General features: G+C 69.1%; 17 protein-coding genes. 7 read left to right on the top strand and 10 right to left on the bottom strand.

Annotation, left to right across the window (positions count from 1 at the left end; genetic code table 11):
* The first annotated feature begins 15 nt into the window (after nt 1–15).
* Entirely contained in the window at nt 16–678 is a 663-nt protein-coding gene (locus QMG73_RS02560) for a GNAT family N-acetyltransferase (protein WP_281892125.1), read from the top strand.
* A 10-nt stretch (nt 679–688) separates the two neighbouring features.
* On the opposite strand, the gene QMG73_RS02555 is transcribed toward QMG73_RS02560, so the two are convergent.
* The 6 genes from QMG73_RS02555 to QMG73_RS02530 all read right to left on the bottom strand — a co-directional run bounded on the left by QMG73_RS02555 (nt 689) and on the right by QMG73_RS02530 (nt 6,514).
* The gene (locus tag QMG73_RS02555; RefSeq protein ID WP_281892124.1) at nt 689–1,834 is read right to left on the bottom strand and encodes an N-acetylmuramoyl-L-alanine amidase; all 1,146 of its coding nucleotides are present in this window, start codon (nt 1,832–1,834) and stop codon (nt 689–691) included.
* A gap of 159 nt (nt 1,835–1,993) precedes the next feature.
* The gene (trxA, locus tag QMG73_RS02550) at nt 1,994–2,317 is read right to left on the bottom strand and encodes a thioredoxin (protein ID WP_281892122.1); all 324 of its coding nucleotides are present in this window, start codon (nt 2,315–2,317) and stop codon (nt 1,994–1,996) included.
* A 20-nt stretch (nt 2,318–2,337) separates the two neighbouring features.
* Complete coding sequence (gene trxB, locus QMG73_RS02545) at nt 2,338–3,291, bottom strand: thioredoxin-disulfide reductase (protein ID WP_281892121.1); 954 nt, start codon at nt 3,289–3,291, stop codon at nt 2,338–2,340.
* A gap of 104 nt (nt 3,292–3,395) precedes the next feature.
* Nucleotides 3,396–4,298: a hypothetical protein gene (locus tag QMG73_RS02540; protein WP_281892120.1), complete on the bottom strand. Its 903-nt coding sequence runs from the start codon at nt 4,296–4,298 to the stop codon at nt 3,396–3,398.
* Complete coding sequence (gene sigM / locus QMG73_RS02535) at nt 4,295–4,930, bottom strand: RNA polymerase sigma factor SigM (protein WP_281892119.1); 636 nt, start codon at nt 4,928–4,930, stop codon at nt 4,295–4,297. Before sigM ends, QMG73_RS02540 begins: the two co-directional genes overlap by 4 nt.
* Before the next feature lie 9 nt (nt 4,931–4,939).
* Entirely contained in the window at nt 4,940–6,514 is a 1,575-nt protein-coding gene (locus tag QMG73_RS02530; protein WP_407676729.1) for a protein kinase family protein, read from the bottom strand.
* 209 nt (nt 6,515–6,723) lie between these two features.
* Here QMG73_RS02530 and QMG73_RS02525 point away from each other — a divergent pair, with 209 nt between their 5' ends.
* A complete protein-coding gene (locus QMG73_RS02525) occupies nt 6,724–8,259 on the top strand; it encodes a helicase HerA-like domain-containing protein (RefSeq protein ID WP_281892117.1) in 1,536 nt (511 codons plus the stop codon).
* Here the strand turns inward: QMG73_RS02525 and murJ are convergent.
* The gene (murJ, locus tag QMG73_RS02520; protein WP_281892116.1) at nt 8,256–9,998 is read right to left on the bottom strand and encodes a murein biosynthesis integral membrane protein MurJ; all 1,743 of its coding nucleotides are present in this window, start codon (nt 9,996–9,998) and stop codon (nt 8,256–8,258) included. The genes QMG73_RS02525 and murJ overlap by 4 nt on opposite strands.
* Nucleotides 9,995–10,846, bottom strand: a complete 852-nt coding sequence (locus QMG73_RS02515; RefSeq protein ID WP_281892115.1) for a hypothetical protein — start codon at nt 10,844–10,846, stop codon at nt 9,995–9,997. Before QMG73_RS02515 ends, murJ begins: the two co-directional genes overlap by 4 nt.
* Nucleotides 10,847–10,884: 38 nt before the next feature.
* Between QMG73_RS02515 and QMG73_RS02510 the strand changes: the two genes are divergently transcribed.
* The 3 genes from QMG73_RS02510 (at nt 10,885) to QMG73_RS02500 (ending at nt 13,728) form a co-directional block, all read left to right on the top strand.
* The gene (locus tag QMG73_RS02510; protein WP_281892114.1) at nt 10,885–12,345 is read left to right on the top strand and encodes a CCA tRNA nucleotidyltransferase; all 1,461 of its coding nucleotides are present in this window, start codon (nt 10,885–10,887) and stop codon (nt 12,343–12,345) included.
* 82 nt (nt 12,346–12,427) lie between these two features.
* A complete protein-coding gene (locus QMG73_RS02505; protein ID WP_281892112.1) occupies nt 12,428–13,219 on the top strand; it encodes a hypothetical protein in 792 nt (263 codons plus the stop codon).
* Nucleotides 13,220–13,251: 32 nt separating this feature from the next.
* The gene (locus tag QMG73_RS02500) at nt 13,252–13,728 is read left to right on the top strand and encodes a methylated-DNA--[protein]-cysteine S-methyltransferase (protein ID WP_281892111.1); all 477 of its coding nucleotides are present in this window, start codon (nt 13,252–13,254) and stop codon (nt 13,726–13,728) included.
* Between the two features lie 44 nt (nt 13,729–13,772).
* Here the strand turns inward: QMG73_RS02500 and QMG73_RS02495 are convergent, their stop codons facing one another.
* Nucleotides 13,773–14,852 carry an inositol-3-phosphate synthase gene (locus tag QMG73_RS02495; RefSeq protein WP_281892110.1) on the bottom strand — a complete coding sequence of 360 codons (1,080 nt, stop codon included), beginning with the start codon at nt 14,850–14,852 and terminating at the stop codon, nt 13,773–13,775.
* A 23-nt stretch (nt 14,853–14,875) separates the two neighbouring features.
* Entirely contained in the window at nt 14,876–15,502 is a 627-nt protein-coding gene (locus QMG73_RS02490) for a PadR family transcriptional regulator (protein ID WP_281892218.1), read from the bottom strand.
* A 152-nt stretch (nt 15,503–15,654) separates the two neighbouring features.
* Between QMG73_RS02490 and QMG73_RS02485 the strand changes: the two genes are divergently transcribed.
* Nucleotides 15,655–16,173, top strand: a complete 519-nt coding sequence (locus QMG73_RS02485) for a DUF5318 domain-containing protein (protein WP_281892109.1) — start codon at nt 15,655–15,657, stop codon at nt 16,171–16,173.
* 188 nt (nt 16,174–16,361) lie between these two features.
* Nucleotides 16,362–19,127, top strand: a complete 2,766-nt coding sequence (locus tag QMG73_RS02480; RefSeq protein WP_281892108.1) for a transglycosylase domain-containing protein — start codon at nt 16,362–16,364, stop codon at nt 19,125–19,127.
* Nucleotides 19,128–19,130: the final 3 nt, after the last annotated feature.

Here is a 19,130-nt window from a genome sequence, read left to right as displayed (position 1 = left end):
CATGAGGATTCGCTGATGTCGCGACGCCTGGTCAGCTTGACGCTGGACACGCTTGAAGATCTTCCGCGCCCATGCCGGCGTTGCGTCTTCTGGGAGCTCGATCCGGTGGCCGCCGAAAGGGCGTGCGCCGCCGGCGACCCCGGCCTCGAAAAGGAAGCGTGGGTCTCCCAGACCCTTCTGGAGTGGGGTTCCTGCGGCAAGCTCGCCTACGTCGACGGCATGCCGGCCGGCTTCGTGATGTACGCGCCGCCGGCGTACGTGCCCCGTTCGATGGCGTTTCCCACCTCGCCGGTATCCGCCGACGCCGCCCTGCTGATGACCGCGCACGTGGTCACCGCGTTCGCGGGTGGCGGGCTGGGCCGGATGCTGGTGCAGGGCGTCGCGCGTGACCTGACCAAGCGCGGGATCAAGGCCATCGAGGCGTTCGGCGACGCGAAGTTCGGCGACGCTGGCGACGACGGCGAGCCGGGCTGCGTGGCGCCCGTCGACTTCTTCCTCTCGGTGGGCTTCAAGACCGTGCGGCAGCACCCGCGCTTCCCGCGGCTGCGCTTGGAGCTTCGCACCGCGCTGTCGTGGAAGTCCGACGTCGAGTACGCGCTGGAGAAGCTGCTCGGCTCGATGAGCCCCGAGAGCCTGCTGCGCCCCGTGCGCCCGGCGACCCGCACGACGACGTCCTAGGCGGCGCGTCCTAGGCGACGGCCGCCCGCAGCTCCCGTACGTCGAACGTGCCGGTGGGCACGTCCTGCTCGACGGGGAAGTACATCCGCTGCACGGCCGCCATCATGGCCTCGACCACGCGATCGCGGAAGTGCGGGTCGATCAGGCGCTCCCGGTCGAGCGGCGATGTGAGGTATCCGACGTCGACCCGCACGGCGGGCATCCGGGTCAGCCGCAGCAGCTCCCACGTCTTCGCGTGCGTCTGGCAGTTCCGCAGGCCGGTACGCGCGACGATCTCGCGCTGGACGAGACCGGCGAGCCGCTCCCCCACGGTCGACGTGACGCCGTTACCGGTGCCGTAGTGGAAGCTCGCCACGCCGTCCGCGTCTACATTGGCGTGACCGTCGACGTGCACCGAGATGAACAGGTCGCCGCCGAGCTCGTTGGCGAGTTGGGCTCGGGCGAGGTCGGTCAGCTCACCGGTGCCGGCCGGTCCACGCGTGAGGTGTACCCGCATGCCAGCCGCCGCGAGCCTGCCCTCCAGACGGGCGGCGAGGTCGAACGCGAGATCGGCCTCGGTCCAGCGAAGCGGCCCGTCGGGTACGACGATGCCGGGGTCGTCCCCGCCGTGGCCGGGATCGATGATAATGGTTTTCCCTATCAGGTTCGGCCCGGAACGGCGGAACTCCTCCGCCTCCCGCAACCACTGCGGGCGCCCGCCAACCACCTTGCGCCCGAGCCGGCGCAACGCGTGCATCGTCTGCGGCCCACAGGAGCCGTCAGGGTGCAGACCGACCTCGCGCTGGAACTGGGCCACCATGCGGGCCGTACGTGGCCCGTAGATGCCGTCAGCGCGCCCTACGTCGTATCCCATCTCCAGGAGCCGCTCCTGAAGCGCGTGAACGTCTTCCCCCACCAACGGCTCGGGCACCGCGTGAAACAGAACCCGAGCGCCCAGCCGCCACTGTGCGGCCACCAGCGCCCGCCACGTCTCCGCACCAACCTGCCCGTCGACCGTCAGCCCCCGCCCCTGCTGAAACCCCAGCACAGCCATCTCAGTAGCCAAGTCATACGAGTCGTCCGGGGCCTGGCCAGACACGACAAGATCCAGCCCGACGAGGATCTGGTTGATCTCACGAACGGCAGGACCAACATCCCCGAGCCGATACGGACGCACAACGACCCCCAAGGCAACTCGACATCGGGCGCAACTCCTAAGCCCGCAACATACCCAGGCAGGGCGACCCAGACAGCATTTCGGGCCAGGTTCGACTCCGACGGCTTCAAGCCTGACGGACGATCGGAGGCGAACCTGGCCCGAAATGCGCCTTTGACTTTAAAGAGCAGACTCGATCAGCCGAACCAGGTCGCCCTTGGGACGAGCACCCGCAACAGACTGCACCGGCTGCCCACCCTTGAACACCGTCAGCGTCGGCACCGACATCACCCGGTACGCCCGCGCCGTCTCCGGGTTCTCGTCGATGTTGAGCTTGACGATCCGAACCTTGTCACCCATCTCGCCGGCGATCTCTTCCAGCAGCGGCGAGACCTTGCGGCACGGCGCGCACCACTCGGCCCAGAAGTCCACCAGTACCGGCTTGTCGGACTGCAGCACGTCGCTGACGAAGCTCGCGTCGGTGACTGACTTGGTCGCTCCCACTTAGGACCCTCCTGGTGAACTCAGACTTCCAACGTTGCGATGAAGCGCTCGGCGTCGAGAGCCGCGGCACAGCCAGTGCCCGCCGCGGTGATCGCCTGGCGATAGATGTGGTCGACCACGTCACCGGCTGCGAAGACGCCGGGCACGTTGGTGTGGGTCGTCGGGGCGTCGACGATGACGTACCCGTTTTCGTCCATCTCGACCTGGCCCTTGAAGAGCTCGCTGCGCGGCACGTGACCGATGGCCACGAAGACGCCTGTGACGTCGAGCACCTTGGCCTCGCCGGTGTGCGCGTTGCGCACCCGGACGCCGCTGACCTTGCCGTCGTCGCCGAGCACCTCTTCGACGACGGTGTTCCACTCAACCTTGATCTTCGGGTTCGACAGCGCGCGCTCGGCCATGATCTTGCTAGCGCGGAACTCGTCGCGGCGGTGGATGATCGTCACGCTCTCCGCGAAGCGGGTGAGGAACGTCGCCTCCTCCATCGCCGAGTCACCGCCGCCGACCACCACGATGTTCTGGCCACGGAAGAAGAACCCGTCACAGGTGGCGCACGACGAGACGCCGTGGCCCAGCAGCTCCTGCTCCCCCGGCACGCCCAGCGGCCGCCAGGCCGAACCGGTGGACAGGATGACTGCCTTGGAGCGGTACGCCGTCTGGCCCACGTAGACCGTCTGGGTGGCCGATGACCCCGGTACGCCGGTGTCGACCAGCTCGACCCGAGTCGCGTCGTCGGTGATGAACTCCGCACCGAACCGCTCGGCCTGCTTGCGCATCGCGTCCATCAGCTCCGGACCCATGACGCCGTCCGGGAAGCCGGGGAAGTTTTCCACCTCGGTGGTCGTCATCAGCGCGCCACCGGACTGGGCGCCTTCGATGATGAGCGGCTTCAGGTTGGCGCGCGCGGCGTACACGGCGGCCGTGTAGCCGGCTGGGCCCGAGCCGACGATTATCAGGTTGCGGACCTCGTCCACTTCCGAACTCCCAATGGTTTGGTGTGCACCGGTTGAGGGGTGCGCAGAGCAGAACCCATCGTACGAAGCGATGATTCCCGAACCCGCTATCGGAGTGGGTCAGTTCACCCTAGCGCCGCGTTACCGCGGGTGTCCGCGCCCGACCCCGGCTGCCCGCAGGCCGGTCCGGATGCCCATATCCAGCGTTCCCCGTTCCCGTCAGTGAAAAACACGACGAGCGCCGGATTCCCCTCGTACCGGGCGAAGTCGACCACCTCGATGGTGGCCTGCCCGCGGTTGTGCTCCAGGGCGATCGCGTTCAGGCAGGTGCCCAGCACGCCTGGAGCGGTCAGCGCGACCAGCTCGTTGGGGACGGAGATCGACGATTTGGCGCCTTCCTGGCCCACGAACGGCTGGTCACCGCCGGCGCGCGCATCGGCATCGGGTGCCTGAGCGCTGGACAGCGCCGTACTCCGGTAGTCCTGGTTGGTCGCGACCATCTTGCCGGTGACGTCGAAAAGCGCCTGTGGCGCGGCGAGGGCTCCGGCGGCGGCCTCGTCCCGCGCCGCCGTCGGTGCGTGGGCGCTGCTCCCCGCGTCCTGGCTGCCTTCGGAGAGGTCGCCGAGCTGGCTGATGCCGATGCCGGCGAAGAGCGCGATGCCGGCCGCGATGGCCGCCGGCGTGCCCCACGCGGGCCAGCGCTTGCGGCGTGCTGGCCGGCTCGCGGCTCCGCTGGGGCGACCGCCGGGCCCAGCCGTGAGGGCGGGCCGGATGGGCTCGTCGGCCAGGGCGGCGCCGATGCGGTCGGCGATGTCGGCTGGCATGGGCTCCACCGCCCCGCCCCACGCGGCGAGGTCGGCGTGCACCGCGTCCAGCGCCGCGGAAAGGTCGGCGTGCGCCCGGCCCCAGGCCGGATCGTCGGCGACCAGGCGCGCGACGGTGGCCTCCTCAGGGGTACCGTCCAGCGCCCCGCCGACATAGTCGGCGAGCAGGTCGGTGTCGACCTCGCTGAACTCCCGCCCGGTCACTTCGACTCCTCCACCTGCGCGGCGCGCGCGTCTGCCGTACTCGATCCGACGCGGCTGCCGCTCCCGGGGTTCCGCAGATGGCCCAGCATCGTGGCCAGCCGTGCCCGCCCGCGGGCGCACCGGCTCTTGATCGTGCCCTCGGCGACGCCCAGCATGACCGCTGCCTCAGCCACCGGGTACCCCTGCACGTCGACCAGGATCAGGGCGCTGCGCTGCTCTTCCGGCAGCTGGCTGAGCGCCTGCTGCACGTCGAGGGCGGTGTCGTGGTCGGTCGCCGGTGCCGCGGGCTCGACGCCGCGGATGGACCGCTCGTCGTCGGAGCGGCCGCTGTCTGGCAGCGGCACGGTCGGGTGTGCCTGCCTGCGGCGGATGCGGTCGAGGCACGCGTTTACCACGATCCGGTGCAGCCAGGTGGTGACGGCAGAGTCGCCCCGAAACCGGTTCGCGGAGCGGTGCGCGTTGAGCAGGGCGTCCTGGAGCGCGTCGGCGGCCTCTTCGCGATCGGTGAGCGTGCGGATCGCCACCGCCCACAGCCGATCGCGGTGGCGGTGGAACAGCTCGCCGAAGGCGTGCCGGTCGCCGTCGACGTGGGCACGCAGCAGCTCGGCGTCGCTGCGTGTGCTGTGGGTCACGGCTGCACCCTAGCTGAGACCCGCTACCACGATTTCCTGCACATCGACCCGGTACGGGTACTGGCCGTCCTGGGTCGCCGGCATCTCGGTGATGAAGAACAGCAGGTACTGGTACTTCTTGTCGGGGTCGAAGCCGTTGAAGACCATCTTGGTGCCGTCGTACTTCTCGAACTGCTCCTCACCGACCCGCTGGTACGACTTCACGATCGCGTCGTCACCGGCGGAGGTGGCACCCGGGTCGCTGTCGCCGGAACGCAGCTCGGCGGATGCGCCGGGGTGCGAGAGGGTCACCGTCACCGAGCTGACGGTGCGCGGCTGCCCGAGGTTGATGAGGACGCCCATGCCGGGCTTGAGGTTGCCGAAGTTGGCGGTCTTGTAGCTGTAGGGAGCCCAGCCGGTGTTGTCGTCGCCGTCGACTATCTTGTCGACGCCTTCGAGGCCCTTGCGGTTGCCCGTCGGAGGGTCGACGATGCGCACCTGGTCGGCGGTGAGGGGGAACGGCTGCGGTTTCGTCACGGGTGCGTCGCTACCCGGCGCTGGCGACACGCTCGTGCCGTTGCCAGCGGGTGTGGCACCGGCGTCGGAGTCGTCGCCGCCACCGAGGGCGCTCATGCCGAACAGGAGGCCCACGATCGCGATAGCGAGCAGCCCGGCGACGCCGGCGGCGATCTTCCGGCCAGCGGGCCGGGTCGTCTCGGGCGCGTTTCGCGCGACGGCCGCGCCCTGGCCACTGGAGCCCGAGCCGAGCAGGCGCAGCGGCCCGGCATCCTCGTAGTAGGGCTCGTCCCCGGCGGTGTCGAGGCGCGCGAGCTCGGCGGCCAGCACATCGGCCGCGGGCAGCGCGAGCCGCTTGTCGAGCAGGTCCATGGTGAGGTCGTCGAGGTAGGCGGGCACGCCGGCACGGGCCTGGCGAGGCGCCGCGATCGCACCGCTGCCGTCGCGCACCGCGTCGGGCAGGTTGGACGGGCTCACCTCGTCGTGCGGCCAGTGGCCGGTGAGTGCGAAGTAGAGGACGCCGCCGATGGCCCGGATGTCGGTCTCGGAGGTGTCGGCACTGTCGGCGCGCGCGTCGGCCAGCACCACGCGGCCGTCGTCGCCAATGAGGACGGTGCCCGGGTGGATGTTGCCGTGCACCATGCCGGTGGCGTGGATCGCGGCGACCGCGTCGGCGACCGCGTGAGCCACGGTGGTGGTCCGCGTCGCGTCGAGCGGGCCATCGGCGACCACGTCGCGCAGCGCCTCGCCGTCGACCCACTCCCGGACGACGTACGCCCGGTCGTTTTCGGTCTCGTCGATGGCGTCGTAGACACCGACGAGGCTCGGGTGGATGACGCGGCTGGCAGCCACTGCCGCCTGGAGCATCTCAGCCGCCGAATCGCCGCCGGGGTACCGCAGCACCACCGCGACCGGCCGCCGCAGGATCACGTCGACGCCCCGCCAGACCTGCCGTCCGGCGCTGTCGTCATTGATGTGTTCAGCGAGCTCGTACCGCTCGGCCAAAATCTCACCGACGGAGGGCGCACCGAAGGTCATGACCTGAGGCGTGCTCTCGCTCGCCTCTCGACCTTCGCCGACCTGGGTCACCCCGTCCTCCCTCGGTGATCGTGCGATCAGCGGACCGGTAATTACCGCGGTCTTGGCTGTGGTGCCATTTCATAGCGTAGGCGGTCTGGACACCCGCCGAGAGCGACCTTACCCGTGTGGCGCTAACTCCGGACACGGCATCCTCGCGCGCCGGCAGCGGAAGTAACGCCCTATTAGTAGGTATAGACCTATTAGGTACGCTTTTGTGCATGGCTGATCTAGCGGCAGAGGTGCGTGCCGGGTACGCGTTCGATGGTGCGGCGGCACTGGATCTCGGCGCGCTGGTGGTCGACGGCGCGTGCGACGCGACCGCGCAGGTGCGCATCCCGCTGGGCATGCTCAACCGGCACGGGCTGGTCGCCGGCGCCACCGGCACGGGCAAGACCAAGACGCTCCAGGTACTGGCCGAGCAGCTGAGCGCCGCTGGCGTGCCCGTCTTTCTGGCCGATATCAAGGGCGACGTGTCGGGCATGTCGGCGCTCGGTGCCGCCAACGAAAAGATCACCACGCGGGCCGCCGAGATCGGGCAGGAGTGGCAGCCGGCGGCGTATCCGGTCGAGTTCTACGCGCTCGGTGGTCGTGGCGCGGGGATTCCGGTGCGGGCCACGATGACGTCGTTTGGCCCGGTGCTGCTCGCCAAGGTGCTCGGGCTCACCGACATCCAGGCGTCTTCGCTCAACCTCATCTTCCACTTCGCCGATGCGAATGGGCTCGCACTGCTCGACGTCAAGGACCTGCGGTCGGTCATCCAGTACCTGGTCTCCGACGAGGGCGCGGCGGAACTGCGGTCGCTCGGCGGCCTCTCCAAGCAGACCGCCGGCGTGCTGCTGCGCGAGCTGGTCACGTTCTCCGACGCGGGCGCCGACGACTTCTTCGGCGAACCGGAGTTCGACACCGCCGATCTCATGCGCACCGCTCCTGACGGCCGCGGTGTCGCCTCCATCCTGGAGCTGCCGGGTGTCGTGGCCCAGCCGGCGCTCTTTTCCTCCTTTCTTATGTGGCTGCTCGCCGACCTGTTCCAGGACCTGCCCGAGGTGGGCGACGTCGACAAGCCGAAGCTTGTCTTCTTCTTCGACGAGGCGCACCTGCTCTTCAAGGATGCCTCCAAGGAGTTCCTGGAGTCGATCACGCAGACGGTGCGGCTGATCCGGTCCAAGGGCGTGGGCGTGTTCTTCGTGACCCAGACGCCCAAGGACGTGCACCCTGACGTGCTCGCGCAGCTCGGCAACCGGGTGCAGCACGCGCTACGGGCGTACACACCGGACGACGCCAAGGCGCTCAAGGCGACCGCCTCGACGTTTCCGCACTCGGCGTACGACCTGGAGGAGGCGCTCACCCAGCTCGGTACCGGGGAGGCCATGGTCACGGTGCTCTCCGAGAAGGGCGCGCCCACCCCGGTCGCCTGGACACGGCTGCGCGCGCCGCAGTCGCTCATGGCCGCCGTGGACGCCTCCACGATGGAGTCGATCGTGCGCGGCTCGTCCCTGCACGCGAAGTACGCCGAGCCGGTCGACCGGGAGTCCGCGTACGAGAAGCTGGCCGCGAAGCTGGCTCCGGCTCCGGTGCCGAGTAATCCACAGGCCCCTGTGGATAAACCGGCTAGTTATCCACAGGAGAAGCCGAGCGTGGTGGAAAAGGTGCTCACATCGAGCGCGACCAAGTCGTTTCTCCGGGCCGCGGCGACAGCTGCCGGCGCTGCCATCGCACGCCAGATTTTCGGTACTGCCAGGAAGCGCCGCCGCTAGCGACCGATCTTGCGGCGGACCATGCCGATCACCTCGGTGATCTCCGAGACCTTCAGCCCGAGCGCGATGCCGATGTAGGTGCCGACGATCACGAGGCCGCCGATCACGAGCTGGAGGATCGCCTCGGGCCGCGTGGGTGTCCAGTCGCCGGGCAGCAGATACACGACGACGATGCCCACGACCGTCGCGCCGACGGCGGCGATACCCACCTTGACGAAGTTCGCCAGGATGGCGCCGAACGGGATCGCGCCGATCCGCCGCCGCAGGAGCATCGCCGAGAACAGCGCTCCCGCCACGTACGACACGGCGTTGGCGAACATCAGGCCGGGCGCCGCGAACGCCGCCGAGAACAGCGCGAAGATGACGAGCTGCACGAGGATGCGCAGGCCCACCACCGGCAGGTTGATCAGCGCCGAGGTCTTCGTCTCCTGCCGGGCGTAGAAACCCACCGTGTAGAGCTGGCTGATCGAGAACGGCACCAGCGCCACCGCCGCCACGACCAGTACCAGGGCGGTGTCGGTGGCGTTCTCCGCCGTGTACGCGCCGCGCTGGAACAGGGTGATGGAGATGGGCGCTGCGAGCACCGCGTAGCAGATCGCCACCGGTGTCAGCACCGCGGTGATCATGCGGGTGCCGCGGGCGAGGTCAGCCGCCAGGTCGGCGTTGCGGTTGTCGGCCGCCGCGCCGCTCATCCGGGGCGCGAGGGCGGTGATGATGGAGACCGAGATGATGCCGTGCGCCATCATCATCAGCAGGAAGACGTTGTTGTAGATCATCGGGCCGGGCGCGTCTTCGCCGCTGGCCGCGTTCAGCAGTTTGAACGCGACGACCTGACCGACCTGGGTGGCCACCACGTAGCAGAGCGCCCAGCCGCCGAGCCGGCCCAGCTCCCGCAGGCCCAGCGCGCGGAAGTCGAACCGCCAGCGCCACTTGAAGCCGACCTTGCGCAGCGCGGGGAACAGCCCCGCGCTCTGGACCACCACACCGAGCAGCGTGCCGCCGCCGATGACCGCGATCTGGCCCGCCGTCATCTGCCCCGGCGTGATGGCCTTCGCACCATAAATGACCATGTACAGCGCGCCGGTGGCGATCACGACGAGGTTGTTGAGGATCGGCGTGAACATCGGGGTGGCGAAGTGCCCCCGCGTGTTCAGCACCGCGCTGAGGACACCCGAGATGCCGATGAAGAAGATCATCGGAAGCATCAGGTACGACAACTGGGTGACGAGATCCTGGAAGTCCGGTCCCTGCTTGTCGCTGGCGTACAGGGCGGTCAGCAGCGACGCGGAGAGCGTGGCCAGGAGAGCCGCCACGCCGAGCACCACTACCGCCAGCGTCAGCAGGCGCTGGGTGTACGCCTGGCCACCGTCGGCGTCGGCCTTGCGCCGGCGCACGAGCATCGGGATCACGACGCTGGCAAGGATGCCGCCGAGCAGCAGCTCGTAGACGACGCTCGGCACGACCTGCGCGGTCGTGTACGCGTCGCCGATTGCGCCGCCGCCGAGGGCCGCCGCGAGCACGAGCGTGCGCAGGAAGCCGGTGCCCCGGCTGACCAGGCTGCCGATCGCCATGATCGCGCTGTTGCTGGCGGCACTGGCCTCGCCTGGCTGCTGGTCGACGCCGGACGAGCCGGCGCCCACCGGCGGCGGCGCACCAGCCGTCGAGATCAGTACCGCGCCGTCCGCCTCTGACGGGTCGAGGTGCCCGGCGTTGGCACTCCGGTACAGACCGCCGCTCATCTCACCCCAATGTCTCGCCACCGCCGCCCCAAGGGTACGGGCATGCCGCCGCCCAGTATTTCGACGACCCACGCCGCCTCGGCGGGCGCGACCGGTGGCGTGAGCGCGTCGATGATCGTGGGATGGTCGCAACCAGCGGCATCGAGGGCGGCCAGCAGCGCGGATACGTCTGACGTCCGCGCCGCGGCGGCCACCTGGTCCGTGTACCAGGGCTCCACGCGCAGCCGGGCGAGTCGCCGCTCGGCCAGTCGCACCAACTCGGCCAGTTCTTCGAAGGGAAATCGCTCGTTGTCGGTGACCCTGAGTGTGCGCAGGTCGCGCTGAGTTATCGCCGTGTACTCGGCCACCTGCTCATCGCTCAGCACCGGCCACGACTGCCCCGCGTCCGGGAAGAGCGGCTCCTGCTCCAGCGGCGGAGCCGGTACCCGCAAAGAACGCAACGCGGCGCCGAGCAGCGCGCGGACAGCGACCGCGTCGTCTTCCGGGGTGATCGGCGCGAACCGCGACAGCAACACCACCGGCAGCCCCGGATGCGGCAGCGACGGGTCGTCCAGGGCGGTGACCCGTCCGATCAGGTCGATCTCCGGCCAGCGCAGGCAGTGCGGGTACCAGTCGGACGGGTCGTCCCAGCCGAGCTGGATCGGCTCGATCGTGATCGGGGTGCGCAGGCCGAGGCCGAACGTGCCGTGATGCCGGTCGACGTCGAGCACGAGCCCGAACCCGTGCGAAATCGGAAATGTCACGCGCAACTCGACCGGGTCCGGCTCGTCGGGGCCGCCGCCGCGGAACCACTCGGCCCAGAAGGCGGGGTCGTAGCTGAGGGTCCGCAGGACCTCGGGTACCGGCACGAGGCACCATCCTGCCCCACCGATAGGCTGGCTGTCCCATGTCCGAGAGCCCGAACGCCGCCGCCACCGAGCGCCGCCACCTCACTGCCGCGCAGCGCAACGCCGTCGCCGAACTCCTGCGGGTCTCCCCCGTCGCTGACGAGCTGGGGCGCCGGTTCGCCAAGGCGGGATACGAGCTGCACCTGGTCGGCGGGTCGGTGCGCGACGCGCTGCTCGGCCGGCTGGGTGACGACCTCGACTTCGCCACCGACGCGCGGCCAGACGACACGCTCCGCGTGATCAAGGGCTGGGCCGAGGCCACCTGGGAGACCGGGCGCGAGTTCGGCACGATCGGGGCGCAGCGCCACGGGATCCGGCTGGAGATCACCACGTTCCGGGCGGAGGCGTACGACGGGGTCACGCGCAACCCGGTCGTCCAGTACGGCGACAGCCTCCTCGACGACCTGCGGCGGCGCGACTTCACGGTCAACGCGATGGCGGTGAGCGTGCCCGAGCACGTGTTCACCGACCCGTACGGCGGCCTCGACGACCTCGCCGCGCGGCGCATCCGCACTCCCGGCACGCCGCAGGAGTCTTTCGGCGACGATCCTCTCCGGATGCTGCGGGCGGCTCGGTTCGCCGCGCAGCTCAGGTTCGCGGTCGACCCCGACGTGCGGGCGGCGATGGAAGCGATGGCCACCGACCTCGACCGGATCACGGCCGAGCGCATCCGCGACGAGTTCACCAAGCTGATGTGCGGCGCCGATCCGGTCGCCGGCCTGCGGCTGCTCGTCGACACCGGGCTGGCCCAGCGCTTCCTGCCCGAGTTGCCCGCGTTGAAGCTCGCCATCGACGAGCACGCCCAGCACAAAGACGTGTACGAGCACACCCTCACCGTGGTCAACAACGCGGTGCGCCTGGAAGGCGACGGGGGCACCGACTTCGTCCTGCGGCTGGCGGCGCTGATGCACGACATCGGCAAGCCGGCCACCAAGGTCGTCGACCGGGCTGGCCGGGTCAGCTTCCACCACCACGAGGTGGTTGGCGCGCGGATGACCAAGCACCGCATGAAAGAACTGCGGTACCCCAAGGACGTGACGTCCGAAGTGGTCAAGCTGGTCGCGCTGCACCTGCGCTTCTACGGGTACGGGCGGGGCGAGTGGACCGACTCGGCGGTACGCCGGTACGTGGCCGACGCCGGTGACCTGCTCGCCAGGCTCCACAAGCTCACCCGGTCCGACTGCACCACCCGCAACCGCCGCAAGGCCGCCCAGCTCGCCTCGGACTACGACGCGCTGGAGGAGCGGATCGCCAGGATCGCCGCCGACGAAGACCTCGCACGGGTCCGGCCCGACCTCGACGGCAACGCGATCATGGAGCTGTTGGGCGTACCACCCGGTCCGATCGTCGGCAGGGCCTGGCGGCACCTGAAGGAGATGCGGCTGGAGCACGGCCCGCTCGACCGCGACGAGGCAGAGGCCGAGCTGCTGCGATGGGCGCGAGACGAAGGTGTGATCTAGGCAGGGCCGCTTCGCGGTTACCGGCCGTGGCACCCCTCGGCTACCGTCGCAAGGCGAAATTCATGAAGGGGAGGCCACAGGGATGCAGCCGTGTGCGGTCTGCGGCGGCGTACTCGTCGACGCGGCCGGCTACTGCACCCAGTGCCGCACGTTTCGCGGCGTGCCACAGCAGCAGCCCTACACGCCGTACCCGACCAGCGTGCCTCCTGGCTACCCGCAGCAGACCAGCGGCGGTGGCTACCCGGGCAGCTATCCCCCACCGCGCGGCCGTTCCTTCCTGGTGCCGCTGATCGCGCTCGGGGCGACGCTGTTCGTCCTCGTGGTCGCGATCGTCGTGGTGGCGGCGACCGGCGGCGGCGGTGACGACCCCGATCCGATCGCCAACCCGACAACCGCGACGGCCAGCCCCTCCGGCCAGTCCAGCGCCTCTCCGTCGGCCACGCCCGCCGGCGCCATCGACCAGTGCGTGATCGGCACGTGGCGGGTCACCTCGCACCGCGAAGACGTCAACGTCCCCAACCGAGGCAAGGTCAGCTTCACCGGTGGCGAAGAGGCGATGCTCCGGCTCAACGCCGACGGCACCGGCGAGACCGACTACCGGGGCGGCACGAAGTTCGAGGGCGACATGGACGGGCAGAAGGTGACGCTGGAGATCTCCGGCACCGTGACGTACCGGTACACCGCCGCGGACGGCAAGGTCTCCCTGAGCGACCTGGAGTCGAACGCCACCGGCAAGCTCTTCCTGGACGGCGAGCAGTACGGCGACCCGCTGCCTTTCGAGGGCAGCGAGGAGCCGGTCACCTACACCTGCTCCGGCGACGACCTGACCCAGCGCACCTTCCTCTTCACCACCGAATACACCCGCGTCAGCTGACGGTTGTCGTACCCCGGCGCGACAATAAGTGGGTGCGGTGGGTTTCTGTGGGGTCGCCGATCGATGACCTGGGCGTCGCGGTTGATGACGTCGGGGTTTGTGGGGTGCGGTTTGGTGGGGTCGACGCGCCTGCCGGCACCGATGATCCGATGCTCGCGACAGCTGTCGACGAGCTTGCCGCCTACTTCGCCGGTGAGCTCACCGAGTTCAGCGTGCCGCTGTCGGTGCGGCGCGGGAGCGAGTTCGAGCGCGCCGTCTGGCGGGAGATGACGCGCATTCCGTATGGGGAGATGCGCACCTACGGCGAGATCGCGGCCGCGGTGGGTGATCCGGGCGGGGCGCGGGCGGTCGGTGTGGCCTGCAACCGCAACCCGATACCGGTGATCGTGCCGTGTCACCGCATCGTCGGGGCGGGCGGCAAGCTGGTGGGCTTCGGTGGCGGGCTGCACCGCAAGCGATACCTGCTGGAGCTGGAGGCGCGTGTCGCGCTGGAACGCGCCTGGCAGTAATACAAAGGGCCGGGCGTGTGCCCGGCCCTTTGACAGTCGCAGCGTTACCGCTCGACCTCGCCCTTGATGAACGCCTCGACCGCGGCGTGCGCCTCGTGGTCGGCGTACTGGACGGGGGGTGACTTCATGAAGTACGACGACGCGGAGAGCACCGGGCCACCGATACCCCGGTCCTTTGCGATCTTCGCCGCGCGGACCGCGTCGATGATGACGCCGGCCGAGTTGGGCGAGTCCCACACCTCGAGCTTGAGCTCGGCGTTGAGCGGCGCGTCGCCGAACGACCTGCCCTCCAGCCGGATGTAGGCCCACTTGCGGTCGTCGAGCCACGGCACGTGGTCGGACGGGCCGATGTGGACGTCGGACTTGGCCATCTCGTGCGGCACCTGGGACGTCACGGACTGGGTCTTGGAGATCTTCTTCGAGACCAGCCGGGTGCGCTCCAGCATGTTCATGAAGTCCATGTTGCCGCCGAAGTTCAGCTGGTACGTGCGCAGCAGCTCGACACCACGGTCTTCGAAGAGCTTCGCGAGCGCGCGGTGCACGATGGTCGCGCCAACCTGGCTCTTGATGTCGTCGCCGACGATGGGCAGCCCAGCGTCTTCGAACTTCTTCGCCCAGACCGGGTCGGAGGCGATGAAGACCGGCAGGGCGTTGACGAAGCCGCAGCCCGCGTCGATGGCGGCCTGCGCGTAGTACTTGTCGGCCTCTTCGGAACCGACCGGCAGGTACGACACGACGACGTCGACCCGGGCGTCACGCAGTGCCTGCGCGACGTCGACCGGCGCGTCGTCGGACTCGTCGATGATCTCGCGGTAGTACTGGCCCAGACCGTCGAAGGTCGGGCCGCGCTGCACCTGTACCCCGGTCGGAGGCACGTCGCACAGCTTGATCGTGTTGTTCTCGCTGGCGGTGATCGCCTCGGCGAGGTCTCGGCCCACCTTCTTGGCGTCCACGTCGAACGCCGCGACGAACTCCACGTCGGACACGTGGTAGTCGCCGAAGGTGACGTGCATGAGACCCGGAACGCGGTCGTTGGGGTCGGCGTCGCGGTAGTACTCCACGCCCTGAATCAGGGACGAGGCGCAGTTACCCACGCCGACGATGGCCACGCGGACGGAGCCCATCGCGGTTGCCTCCTTCTTGTTCATCACGGCCGCTCCGGCATTTCCCTGGCAGACCCAGGCGGAGGCGGGGTGTCATCGACTTGTGGACCCCCGATGTCGGGAGCCCGGCCGGAGCGCTCGTTGGCGATGAGCTCCTCCAGCCAGCGGACCTCGCGCTCGCAGGCGTCGAGACCATGGCGTTGCAGTTCGAGCGTGTAGGCGTCGAGGCGCTCGGCGGCGCGCGCGAGCACGTCGCGTAGGCCCTCCCTGCGCTCCTCCACCTTTCGGCGGCGGCCTTCCAGGATGCGCAGCCGCGTGGCGCGGTCGGTGCGGGCGAAGAAGGCGAAGTGGACACCGAACCCGGCGTCGTCGTACGTCTCCGGCCCTACCTTGGCAAGCAGATCGGCGAACCGCTCCTTGCCCTCTGCGGTGATCTTGTAGACGACCCGTCCCCGCCGGGTGGTCAGTGGCGGGATCTCCTCCGCGTCGGCGGACGTCTCGCCCGCTTCGGTGATCCAGCCGTCGCTCTGCAGTCGGCGCAGCGTCGGGTACAGCGTGCCGTAGCTGATCGCCGCCCGGATCGCCCCCAGCTTGGTGTTGAGCTCTTTGCGGAGCTCGTAACCGTGCATCGGCGACTCCTGCAGAAGGCCGAGGATGGCGAGCTCGAGCATTGTCACCACCACCTCCAGCCCCGATGTATCGGCCCGATACATCGTCACGTTAGCTCGACTCGGCATGACTTTCAAACCCCGAAACGGCGTGGCGTCGTTACGGAAAGTGACGCCTGTCGCCACTCGGGGCGGAACCGCGTACCCTCGTGCGCATGCGCACGCAGCGGCAGGTCGTCGACTACTCGCTTCAGAAGCGAGCGCTGCTGCGTGAGGTCCTGTCGGGTCGGGTTGGGACGTATGAGGTTTGTGATGCGTCGCCGTACCTGAAGAACGCAGCTCGCTTCCATGGTGAGCCGATCGACCGACGGTGCCCGATCTGCCGACGCGAGAACCTCACGCTGGTGCACTACATCTATGGCGATGAGCTGAAGCAGTCGGCCGGCCAGGCGCGCACGCTCACCGAGCTGCCCGTCCTGGCGATGACGTTCCGTGAGTTTCAGGTATACGTGGTCGAGGTGTGCCGCGGCTGCGACTGGAACCACTTGGTCGAGCAGTTCCTTCTCGGCCGCGACGGCCTGTCCAGCGACGACTCCACCCCCGAGTCCGTCGCGGCGGGCGCGTCCGCCTCCGCCACGCCGGTCGGCACCATGACCGGCTCCGGCGCGTCGACCGGTTTCCCCTCGGGCTCCGGCGCGCCGGCATCCAAACGAAGGCGAGGGGCCCGACGGTGACCACCGCTTGCCCAAGCGACAACAGGGTCTTTCCCAAGTGGCGGGGCAAGCGTTCACTCGTTAATCGGATAAGTCCGAATATGTCGGGTAGCTGGCGGGTCACCATGCCCGCCGCGCAACGTGTCCTAACTCACCGCAAACCGGTGGTGTCGCAGCAGCGTGCCACCGCGACCGGCAGGGTGTGACGAATGAACTCGTACGACGACCCTAGTTCCGCGCGTGGTCGGGCCCAGATTCCGGGCCCGTCCGGCGACCCTGGCTCCGACCGCGGGTCGGACGTCCGGGGGTCGGCAGGCAGCGCGGATGGCGGCTGGCCCGCGAACGGCAACGGGTACGGCCGGGGCAGCGCCTCGGCGTCCGCCCGGCCCGTCTCGCCAGCCGGCCGCGCTTCGGTCGGCTCCGCGTCCGTGGGTGCCGCATCGGCCGGTTCAGCCGGTCGGGCCAGGGTCGGTGGTCGGGCCAGCGTGGGCGCGGCCGCGGGCTCGGCGGGTGCCGCCGGACGCGCGACGGTCGGGCGGGCGTCGGTGCGACCGGTCTCGCCGGCTGCCCCCGAGTTCGGCGGTCCTGACTTCCTGGAAGGGCCCGGCGGTCCAGGTGGGCCCGGTGGGCCGACAGGACCCGGGCGGCGTGGCGGTAAGAGCGGCAAGGGCGGCGACCCGGCGGCGATCAAGAAGGCGAAGCGACGCAAGCGCGTCAACATCGTCGTCGCGGCGTTCGCGGTACTGGTCATGCTCGCCGGTGGCGCGGTTGTGGGCCTGACCTGGTTCTACGACGACGTGCCGCAGTACAAGACCGACGAGTTGCAGGCCACGAGCATCGTCTACAGCGGCGGCCAGACGATGGCGACGCTCGGCGAGTTCAACCGCACGGTGGTGCCGGCGGCCGAGATCTCGCCGCTGGTGAAGCACGCGGTGATGGCGGCGGAAGACAAGAACTTCGAAGAGCACGAGGGCATCGACGTCAAGGGCATCATGCGCGCCGCGTGGAACAACTTCACGGGCGGCAGTACGCAGGGTGCGTCGACGATCACGCAGCAGTACGCGCGGCACGCGGCCGACCTGACGGGAATCAACTACAACCGGAAGATCCGCGAGGCGGTACTGGCCCGCAAGCTGGAGCAGGAGTACACGAAGGACCAGATCCTCGGCTTCTACCTCAACGCCATCTACTTCGGCCGTGGCTGTCACGGCATCGAGGCGGCGGCGCAGTGCTACTTCGGCAAGTCCAGTGTCACCAAGCCCGGTCAGAAGAACGCGTTGACCGCTGCCGAGGCGGCGGTCCTAGCCTCGGTGATCAAGCAGCCCGAGCCCGACGCGGTGACCGGGCACCAGGGGTACGACCCGCAGGTGAACCTGCCGGCGGCGCAGGAGCGGTGGGGATACACGCTCAACAACATGGTCGAGAAGGGTTGGCTGAGCCAGGGCGAGCGGGCCGCGGCGCAGTACCCGAAGTTCAAGAAGTACGACCCGAAGAAGTGCCAGGTGGGCTGCGGTCTCGACAAGCCGACCGGCAACGTCGTCAACTACGTGCGCGAAGAGTTGGAGGCGATGGGGATTCCGGCGTCCGAGTGGAAGAAGGGCGGCTACCGGATCACCACGACGATCAACCAGAAGGCGCAGGCGGCCGCCGAGGGCGCGGCCCGCCGGGTCAAGGGCTCCCCGATGGAGAAGACGCCCAACTACTACCGGTCGGCGCTGGTGGCGATCGACCCGAGCAACGGCCGGGTGCTCGCCTACTACGGCGGCGACAACGGCACCGGCTTCGACTACGCGGGTCTCAACAACGGCGGCACCAGCGGCGGCCACGCTCCCGGTTCGACATTCAAGATCTACACGCTCGCGGCGGCGCTGCGAGCGGAGATTCAGATCGAGTCGTACTGGGACGTGACGAAGGACGACGACGGCGGCCGTAAGATCAACAACGCGGGCCGCACCAACATCCCCTGCGGCAAGTCCTGCACGCTGGAAAAGTCGACGATCGAGTCGTACAACGTGCCGTTCTACTGGATCGCCAAGGATCTCGGCCCGGACAAGGTCGTCGAGGCGGCCCGCGACGCCGGCATCCGCACCATGTGGGATACCGACAAGGGCGAGGCGCACGACCTGACCAAGACCGCCCCGGACAAGCTGGCGCCGGCAGAGTTCGACAACGAGGTTGGCTTCGGCCAGTACCCGGTGACGGTGCTCGACCACGCGAACGGCATGGCCACCCTGGCGAACCGGGGTGTCTACAACAGGGCGCACTTCATCGCTAAGGTGGAGTACCGCAACCCGGCGACCGGCAAGTACGCGCTGGTCGCGGGCACGGGTGAGAAGCGCGACCCGCAGCGAAAGTTCGACGAAGCCCAGATGGACAACATCAACTCAGTGTTGATGAAGATCCCCGGGAGCATCTCGAACTCGCTCGACAACGGCCGCCAGGCGACCGGCAAGACCGGCACCTGGGAGCTGGGCCCGGGCGGCAAGGGCGACAGTGGTGACGCCTGGATGGTCGGCGCGACAAGACAGATCGCGGCCGCCGTCTGGATCGGCACGGAAGGCAAGCGTCGGGCCATCAAGGATCCGGTGACGGGTAGGGCCATGAGCGGTGGCGGCACGCCCGCCGCCGTGTGGGAGAAGTTCATGAACGACGCCAACAAGGCCATGAACTTGGAGAAGGAGACCTTCCCCGACCGCAAGGACATCGGCGATCCCGACAGCCAGTACCCCAACGGGGTCAAGCCCGCCGAGCAGCCCACCACGCCCGACCCCTGCGCGTTGCTGCCGGACTTCCTGTGCCCCGACCGCAACAACGGGAACAACAACGGCCGTAACAACGGTGGAAACAACAACGGGAACGGCAACAACAACACGTCACCGAGCCCGGGTACCGACGGCGACGACAACAACCCGTTCCCCGGCACCGGGGGCGGTGTGGTCATACCGACGCCGACGCTGACACCCCGGAGACAGTGATGA

Source organism: Phytohabitans aurantiacus, from assembly GCF_027923225.1.
Lineage (GTDB): Bacteria > Actinomycetota > Actinomycetes > Mycobacteriales > Micromonosporaceae > Phytohabitans > Phytohabitans aurantiacus.
The sequence above is the reverse complement of the archived record's forward strand: the minus strand, read 5'-3'. Positions and strand labels throughout refer to the sequence as shown.

What these genes read in the sequence shown, in the direction of transcription:
- QMG73_RS02510 (WP_281892114.1), top strand. Translation starts at nt 10,885, where the DNA reads ATGTCCGAGAGCCCGAACGCCGCCGCCACCGAGCGCCGCCACCTCACT.
- QMG73_RS02525 (WP_281892117.1), top strand. Translation starts at nt 6,724, where the DNA reads ATGGCTGATCTAGCGGCAGAGGTGCGTGCCGGGTACGCGTTCGATGGT.
- QMG73_RS02485 (WP_281892109.1), top strand. Translation starts at nt 15,655, where the DNA reads ATGCGCACGCAGCGGCAGGTCGTCGACTACTCGCTTCAGAAGCGAGCG.
- QMG73_RS02505 (WP_281892112.1), top strand. Translation starts at nt 12,428, where the DNA reads ATGCAGCCGTGTGCGGTCTGCGGCGGCGTACTCGTCGACGCGGCCGGC.
- QMG73_RS02495 (WP_281892110.1), bottom strand. Translation starts at nt 14,852, where the DNA reads ATGGGCTCCGTCCGCGTGGCCATCGTCGGCGTGGGTAACTGCGCCTCG.
- murJ (WP_281892116.1), bottom strand. Translation starts at nt 9,998, where the DNA reads ATGAGCGGCGGTCTGTACCGGAGTGCCAACGCCGGGCACCTCGACCCG.
- QMG73_RS02560 (WP_281892125.1), top strand. Translation starts at nt 16, where the DNA reads ATGTCGCGACGCCTGGTCAGCTTGACGCTGGACACGCTTGAAGATCTT.
- QMG73_RS02480 (WP_281892108.1), top strand. Translation starts at nt 16,362, where the DNA reads ATGAACTCGTACGACGACCCTAGTTCCGCGCGTGGTCGGGCCCAGATT.
- QMG73_RS02490 (WP_281892218.1), bottom strand. Translation starts at nt 15,502, where the DNA reads ATGCTCGAGCTCGCCATCCTCGGCCTTCTGCAGGAGTCGCCGATGCAC.